We start from the raw sequence: 7442 nt of genomic DNA, 5'->3' as shown, positions 1-7442 counted from the left end.
GAGAGGCAAAAGTGCCTTTGAATTTGGCTGATGCGGCCAAATGAGCCGAATGAGAGGCAAAAGTGCCTTTGAATTCGGCTGACGCGGCCAAATGAGCCGAATGAGAGGCAAAAGTGCCTTTGAATTTCGGCTGACGCGGCCAAATGAGCCGAATGAGAGGCAAAAGTGCCTTTGAATTTGGCTGACGCGGCCAAATGAGCCGAATGAGAGGCAAAAGTGCCTTTGAATTTGGCTGATGGGGCCAAATGAGCCGAATGAGAGGCAAAAGTGCCTTTAAATTCGGCCGACGGGCCAAATGAGCTGAATGAGAGGCAAAAGTGCCTTTAAATTCGGCCGGCTAGGCCAGTCATAGTTTTATCTCAAAAAGACGGTCAACAGACAGCTATATAGCTGGTGTTGACCGTCTTTAGTATGTTGCTTTACGTCCCGGCAGCTTTCATCTAGCTTACCTCGAGCACAGCCTTGATGAATTTTTTCATTGCCGTCGGCGTGCCGTCGCTGGCCCACTGCTCAAGGGCTTTATCCTGCCGGCTCATATAAGCATCCAGCTTCTCAGCCAGCAGCTTGTCAAAAGCCTCCGGATTCCCGGAACGCTCCGCCTGAAGCTCCATGATCAGCAGGGGCCAGCTGTAGCCGCCCTTGCCGAAGCTGTGCTCGGGATAACGCTTCGACAGCTCCAGTACAGACTCCAGCGGCTGGCCCGCAGCCAGCTCGGCAGCAAGATAGCTGCCGATAAAGCGGTGGCTGGGATCTGCCTCCATCGCCAGGGCATACTGCTGCCGCGCTTCGTCCAGCTTGCCCTGATACATCAGGGCGAGAGCATTGAGGGAGCGGTCGTAGCTGCCTTGCTCCTGCCCGTTCAGCTCCAGATACAGCGCATAGTATTGGTTGTAATTGCTCCAGTCGGAGCGGTCCAGATAATAATCTGCCAGATTAAAAGCAAAGTTGGCATCCGGACGCAGCTCCACCAGCTTCACTAACAAGGTCATCGCCTCATTCATGACCCCGGCATCCCGGGAATAGGAATGCTTGGCAAACAACAGATGAATCAGCATTTTGAGCGCATGGTCATCCTGTGGATTTGCAGCGTAATCGCTGCGGTAGGCCTCCAGCGCTTCTTCCGGCTTTTTGTCCGCAACCAGCTTATCCGCAGCAGTCATAGTTCTGGATTTCAAATAGAAGAACGGCAGATTGCCGACGGTCTCCTCATTAAGACGATATCCGTTGCTGCGCGTAATGACACGGTCTTGCGCATCGTAAGCATCAATACTCCAAGAGAATCTGCTATCCGGATCGGCAAAGCCGAGCAGGGAGGCAGGTGAAACGGACTGCCAGCCTCCCCCGCTGCTGCCGGTAGAGAAGCCGCCGCTGTTATACAGCTCTGTGACCGGGATTGCAACCTGATTATCCGTAATCCTCTGCCGGGTGATATGGCTGATGAGGCCGCCGTTGTCATCGACTGTTGTAGACAGATTGTAATAGGCGGCTCCTTCTACAGCTTCCCACTTGAATTGTACCGTATCCCCGGTTAATACCTGTGAGTTAACAGGAGATTGCAGCTCGAGCAGCGGCTGGAGTGTGATGTCATGTATGACTGAGCTGCCAGCCTGGAGCTCGATCCAGTCGTCAGACTGCACCGGCCAGGTCCAGCCGTCGATCTGCTCAAAGCTGAGGCCGAGCTGAATCTGATAGAATCCGGGAATCACGCCGGAGAACTGGAAATGTCCTTCACCATCCGTAACAATCTGGTAAGGCTCGGAATCATAGCTTACACTGTGATACAGCTCGCTTTCCGCGCGCAGGAATATTCCTGCCCGGGCGACTGGAGTACCGTCGCTTTTAGTAAGCGTGCCTGACAGGGCGGCAGGTGCATTAAAGCCCAGTTTTACAGCTTCCTGCAGCGCTGTCTGAAGCGCGGCAAGCTGCTCCTCTATGAGGGAGGATGTGCTGCTCTGTTCAGCTTCATTGCTGCCGCTGTCCGTGCCGCTGCCGTCTGCGCTGCCGCTGGCTGCAATGCCATCGTCTGCCCCGCCGGAAGCGTTCTGCTGTGAACTGCTGCCAGCCGGGTTAAGCGCAGCATCCCGTTCAGCCCAAACCTTACGGTATTCCTCCAGTGCACTGTTCACCAGCTCAAGAGCCTCACTGCCCTTACCTTGTGCGAACAGCAGCCGTCCCTGCAGCCAGGCTGCCCTGGCATCCAGCTCTGATTCGTTATACTGGACAGTATATTCCTGCTGGGCAAGCAGCTCCCCGGCCTGTGCGAACTTTCCGGCATTCAGCGCCCGCTCAGCCCGGAGCAGAGTCAGCTCGCGGGCGGCTGAAGACTTGCCGCTAACTCTGCCTAAGGCAGCAACAATTGCCTGATCTGCCTGATTCCCTGTGCTGCCTGCCGCGTCATACTCGTAGACCAGCTGTTTCACTGCATTCTGCATCGAGTAATCTGCCGGTCCCGCCTGAATATATTCCTCCAACAGCTTTATCCGGTCCACGGGCAAGAGCGGTGAAATCTCCTCATCCTGAGGCTGGCTCACCCGGCTCATTGAACTACCTGCGTATACGTTGAACCAGTAAGCCGGATAGGAGCTGTCCGGCTCTACAACCGTCTCGCGGATCAGCTGCATTCTTGCGCTCCCGCTGCTTGCTTCGAGCTTCTGCAGCAGCGCTGTCCGTGCATCCGCAGAAGCCTGCTGAGCCGGGCCTAAATCAGCACGGGCCCAAGGATGGGTAAGCCCAATGACCGTCAGCAGGATGAGAGGAAGCAGCAGAAAAAGCACCAGATGCTTAACCTTGATTCTAATGTTCATGCTGCTTCACCGCCTGCTCGTAGAGGTCTTTCCAATAGGTGTTGCCCCCGGTTTCGATCAGTTCCCGCCGTTCCTGCAGCTGGACTGATTGCTGCTGCTTTGTTGTAATCTGCGGGGTGTAGAACAGCAGAATTCCTGTTGCGAGCACCGCTGCGGCAGCACTTAACGGCTTCAATGGAATTTCCAGCTCCGTATTCCATAGCGCAGAGAGACGTGCCCGGATGGTCAGAGGATGGGTCTGCTTCAGCACCTGCTCATGGCCGGAGAAGGTGACATGAGCCAGCTCTCCTTCCAGCCGCAGCCTGAGCGTTTCACGTTCATTGTCCATTTTCACAATCCTCCTTCTCCAGGATGGTTTTTAGCAGCACCCGTCCCCGGGCGAGCCTTGATTTGACTGTGTTTTCCCGTGTTCTCAGCTGGGAAGAAATTTCCCTTATACTCATCTCGTGGTAATAGTACAGTGTCAGGCATTCGCGGTACCTATAATCAAGGTCTCCGATAGCCTCCGATAGCTTCCCGCTGTACCATTCTGCCATAAAAAGCTCCTCGGCTCCGGCGGAAGCTTCGCCCGCAGCCTCAGCCCACTGTCCGCTTTCTGCTGCCGGAAAAATACTCCGCCAGCTCCATGTCCGCTGCCTCATCCGGCAGCGGTTAACCGTAATCGCAATCAGCCACGGCCGGAGCCGGGAGGGCTCCTGGAGCTGGCTGATTTTGGTATAAGCCTGGATGAAGGTGTCCTGCACAGCCTCTTCGGCAGACTGGCGGTCCCTAAGCAGCAGGCAGGCCGTTCTTAGCAGCATATCCCCGTACTCATCCATCAGCTGGCGGAGCGCCGATTCATCTTTGGCTTTGATTCTCTCTATAATATCCAGACGATGCTCCCTCCCTTTACTAATTAAGATGCGGGCTGAACGGATATGGTTGCGTGCATGAGCAGGAAAATCATTTGCAGCAGCTTCATGGTTCAAGGCCGCAGTGCTTGTCTACAATAAAATAAGCTCGCCAGTTATCCGTTTCTGCGCAACGCGTTACAGCAGGGCAGAAGTATACGTACAAACCGCCGTCTGCAACCTTTAATCCGTCCCGTGCGTCAGAACCATTACTTCTATCAGCTTGACTAACCAAGGAGATGACAGCATGACAACCACATTCAAAAAAGCAGCAGGAATTATCATACTGGCCGGCGTATTTGGGCTTACCGCCTGTAATTCCTCCGCCGGCACGGGGAAAAGCGCGGAAGCAACAAATGCCCCCGCAGCAGAGGCCACAGCTGCTGTTCAGCCGGCGGCCGCAGCCAGCCCTTCGCCGGCGGCAGCTGAAGAATCCGCAGCGCCGGCAACTACGGCCGTCCCGGATACAGCGGCCGGCAATACCTCAGGAGCTGCTGCCGCCGACAGCGCCGGACAGCTGAAGGAGCTGCTGGAGCTGGCCCGGCAGGGCAAGGTTCCCGGAGTGGAGTATGCCGCGCACAGCGGAATGATTGACGAAGTCGAGACGGCATGGGGCGAGCCTGACACCAAGGAGTCTGCCGGCAAAGGGATCTATTCCACCTACAGCGCAAAGCATGTTGTGTTCGGCTCCAACAAGGGCAGCAAGATATTTGATGTCCGGTCCAGTGCGGCTGACCTGCAGCAGCTGACATTGAAAGAGATTGAACAGACGCTCGGCAAGCCGGATGATACTGCGGTGAACGGCAATGACAAGATTTATATTTACCAGGCGGGTAAGGAGTACCAGCTGAAGTTCATTATCCCGGAGGCAACAGGCACCGTGGATCATATATCGGTGTTTTCAGAGCAGGACTCCTTTAACAATATGGCGGGATAAATAGGGAGAAAGGGCAGATCTGCGGCAGGAGCGGATTTGCTCTTTTTTTAGTCGTCACATACCCCTCAGGAAATCCGGCTGTTATAATACATCCATGGATTTATCCTTGGAAAAGAGGGACCTGCGATGCAGCTCAAATTGGATGATAGCAACTTTACTGTGGCAAATGGTGAGATTACCCTTCAGCTCCTGCCCAAGGAATATGCGCTTCTGGATTTTATGTACCGCAACAAGGGACGTACCTTCACGCGCGGACAGCTGCTGGACAAGGTCTGGCCGCTGGAGTATCCGGTGGAGCGGACCGTCGATGATCATATTTACCGCCTGCGCAAAAAACTCCGTCCGTTCGCGGGACTTACGCTCCAAACAGTACGCGGCTCCGGTTACAGCCTCTCCCTGGCGGAAGCGGCACCTGTCCGCCTGCTTAATCCGACGACCCATGACACGGAGCTGCGTAATACGATGACAGAGGTATTCAATAAATTTCATGTTTACGGCCAGGGGAGGTCGATGCTCAGTCTGGCCAGCCAAAAGGATGTTCTCGGCTATGAGCTGGACCCGCAGGTCGCTGTGTCGGTTCATTTTGTACAGGGCGATCTGGAATGGCTTATGCATACGGAGGAGGTTGCGCTGAAAGACCGGCTGTTTCATTTGTTTCTATTCTACATGTTCACCGGTGAACCGGAGGTTAAGCTTGCGGTTTGTGAGCGGGTAATCTCTGCGCAGGTGCTGCATCCGGAGGATCAGCTGGAGCTGGACATCCTCACCATTCTCGATCTGTTCATTCTGGCCGGTGAGCCTGAGCGTGCGCTGGATCGGCTCGTCCGGTCCTATCAGGTAATCTCGGAGCCTGAATATGAGAATTTTGTACCGGTAACCATGATTACCGAGCTGTTCGCGCAGCTCGCTGCAGGAGCCGGAAACGAAGTGCTTATGCAGATGGATGAAGCTATTGTGAAGGCTTTGCAGGAGAAGCCCTTCCTGAGGGAAACCGGCAGCTATAACATTGTAAAAGGGCTTTGGCAGCTGCGGAATAATCAGCCCGCTGAAGCAGAAGCGCTGCTGGATGAAGGGCTTGATGTGCTGGAACGGTCGGGATTCGTTCCGCTGCGCCTGTACGGCTTTTACCGGATCTGTCACTATTGCCGCCTGTACCTGCCTTCACACCCGCTGCACCGCAAATATGAACGCAGGTTTGCTGCTGTAATGGAGGATATTGGACTGGACCGTTATGAGCAGCGGCTGGAAGAATTGCTGATGCAGGTGCTGAAATCGTAAATCCTGACTCTCTTGAGCTTCCTCTGATAATGCTCTGACAATTCCCCTGTACATTAAGGTCATAAGATGACTTGATTCATCGAGACTATGTAGATATCTGGAGGAATGTCAGATGGAAGCTTCACCTAAGCAGGGAACAAGCCTGCTTCATAACAAGGTCTACGTGCGCATATACAGCGCATTTGCCACTGCCAGCTTTGGCGACTGGTTCGACTCATTGGCTATTCAGGTGCTGGTCGGATACCGCTGGCAGGTCAGTCCGCTGATGCTGGCCATGATTCCGGTGGCAATCGCGCTGCCCAGCATTCTGCTCGGCTCCGTAGCCGGAGTCGCCGCTGACCGCCTGAACAAGCTGAAGCTGATGCGGGTGTGTGATCTGCTCACCGCAGTACTGACGCTTGTACTGTTACTCGCCCCGAATATGTTCTGGCTGCTGCCCCTGCTGTCACTGCGTTCCGCTATTTCAACAGTCAATGTGCCTGCCCAGCAGTCCTTGACCCGGAGTATTGTCAGAGAGGATCAGCTGCTCCAGGCCTCTTCACTGAACGGGCTGGTCAACCAGGGCTCCAAAATCGCCGGCCCGCTGCTGGGCGGCCTGGCGCTCACCTTCCTTACACCTCAGTGGTGTATCGTACTCAATGCGATGCTGCGCGGCTGCTCTTATCTGCTGCTGCTGTCAGTGCGCAATATTCCTGCCGGATCTGAGCCGGTGCCGCAGGCTGCTGAAGAGCAGATTCCGCTGCGCACCATGTGGAAGGAAGGGTGGGGCTTTATGCTGCGGACCCGGATTCTGCTAAACATGATGGTGTACGGTCTGTTAGGGGCGCTTGCTATTCAGGTTATTGATTTTCAGTTCACCAGCCTGTTCCGGGTCTATTCTCCAACAGGAGAAGCGGTGCTGGGCTGGATGGTCGCCGCTTCCGGTGTAGGTGCGGTGCTGACCATTCTTCTATTAAGCAAATTAAGCAGTGCTGTCAGCTATACGTGGCGGCTGGGGATGGGCTACATGCTGATTGGTCTGTCGGTTGCCGGCCTCGGATTGCTGCAGCCGGGTGCTCCGGTCATCTGGGTGCTGCTGCTCGGCTTTATTCTGGGGGCAGGGAATGGTGCCTTTGCCGTTGCCTTCAACTATATGCTGCAAAAAGAAACCCCGCCGCACATGACCGGGCGCGTCTTCGGCATCCAGAACACTGTGCTTAGCGCTGTAATGATCCTTGCTCCGCTGCTTGGCGGTCTGCTGGTCGGGTTGGCCGGACCGGGCCGGATTTTCCTGATCTTCGGCCTTATTCAGACGGCGCTGGGGCTGGCCGGCCTGATCTTCGGGCGGGCGCTCTGGCAGGAGAAACGGGAGGTTAAGGCCAGCCGGATGGAGCAGGCGGGGGAGGGGCTGGGCGGATTGAAGTGGTCGTAATTGTAACCTCTTCATGCGGAATCGGATCCTTCTCCGGCGGATTGTTGTAGCGCAACCGCCGCTCCCGGACTGCTTGCGGTGCACCACACTGACACCAATATATCACACCTAAAGCATGTGGG

The 7442-nt window shown here is 55.3% G+C and carries 6 protein-coding genes; 3 read left to right on the top strand and 3 right to left on the bottom strand.

Annotated features, from left to right (window positions below; all coding sequences use genetic code 11):
* Positions 1 to 440: 440 nt before the first annotated feature.
* The 3 genes from BN3772_RS28820 to BN3772_RS28810 are packed head-to-tail and all read right to left on the bottom strand — an operon-like array spanning position 441 to position 3772.
* Positions 441 to 2804, bottom strand: coding sequence for a carboxypeptidase regulatory-like domain-containing protein (locus tag BN3772_RS28820; RefSeq protein WP_042203941.1), 2364 nt, complete (start codon positions 2802 to 2804; stop codon positions 441 to 443).
* Complete coding sequence (locus BN3772_RS28815) at positions 2794 to 3132, bottom strand: hypothetical protein (protein ID WP_042203940.1); 339 nt, start codon at positions 3130 to 3132, stop codon at positions 2794 to 2796. Before BN3772_RS28815 ends, BN3772_RS28820 begins: the two co-directional genes overlap by 11 nt.
* Positions 3122 to 3772: an RNA polymerase sigma factor gene (locus BN3772_RS28810; RefSeq protein WP_244444866.1), complete on the bottom strand. Its 651-nt coding sequence runs from the start codon at positions 3770 to 3772 to the stop codon at positions 3122 to 3124. Before BN3772_RS28810 ends, BN3772_RS28815 begins: the two co-directional genes overlap by 11 nt.
* A 169-nt stretch (positions 3773 to 3941) precedes the next feature.
* On the opposite strand from BN3772_RS28810, the gene BN3772_RS28805 reads away from it, so the two are divergent.
* The 3 genes from BN3772_RS28805 (at position 3942) to BN3772_RS28795 (ending at position 7320) form a co-directional block, all read left to right on the top strand.
* Positions 3942 to 4631, top strand: coding sequence for a YjgB family protein (locus BN3772_RS28805; RefSeq protein WP_042203939.1), 690 nt, complete (start codon positions 3942 to 3944; stop codon positions 4629 to 4631).
* 126 nt (positions 4632 to 4757) lie between these two features.
* Positions 4758 to 5909, top strand: a complete 1152-nt coding sequence (locus BN3772_RS28800; protein ID WP_042203938.1) for a winged helix-turn-helix domain-containing protein — start codon at positions 4758 to 4760, stop codon at positions 5907 to 5909.
* 112 nt (positions 5910 to 6021) lie between these two features.
* Complete coding sequence (locus tag BN3772_RS28795) at positions 6022 to 7320, top strand: MFS transporter (protein ID WP_042203937.1); 1299 nt, start codon at positions 6022 to 6024, stop codon at positions 7318 to 7320.
* Positions 7321 to 7442: the final 122 nt, after the last annotated feature.

The organism is Paenibacillus camerounensis (genome assembly GCF_000723885.1).
Taxonomy (GTDB): domain Bacteria; phylum Bacillota; class Bacilli; order Paenibacillales; family Paenibacillaceae; genus Paenibacillus_AQ; species Paenibacillus_AQ camerounensis.
This window is presented reverse-complemented; position numbering and strand designations above follow the sequence as displayed.

Bases quoted from the DNA above. Each gene is read 5' to 3' on its own strand.
- BN3772_RS28820 (WP_042203941.1), bottom strand. From the start codon at position 2,804: ATGAACATTAGAATCAAGGTTAAGCATCTGGTGCTTTTTCTGCTGCTT.
- BN3772_RS28815 (WP_042203940.1), bottom strand. From the start codon at position 3,132: ATGGACAATGAACGTGAAACGCTCAGGCTGCGGCTGGAAGGAGAGCTG.
- BN3772_RS28805 (WP_042203939.1), top strand. From the start codon at position 3,942: ATGACAACCACATTCAAAAAAGCAGCAGGAATTATCATACTGGCCGGC.
- BN3772_RS28800 (WP_042203938.1), top strand. From the start codon at position 4,758: ATGCAGCTCAAATTGGATGATAGCAACTTTACTGTGGCAAATGGTGAG.
- BN3772_RS28795 (WP_042203937.1), top strand. From the start codon at position 6,022: ATGGAAGCTTCACCTAAGCAGGGAACAAGCCTGCTTCATAACAAGGTC.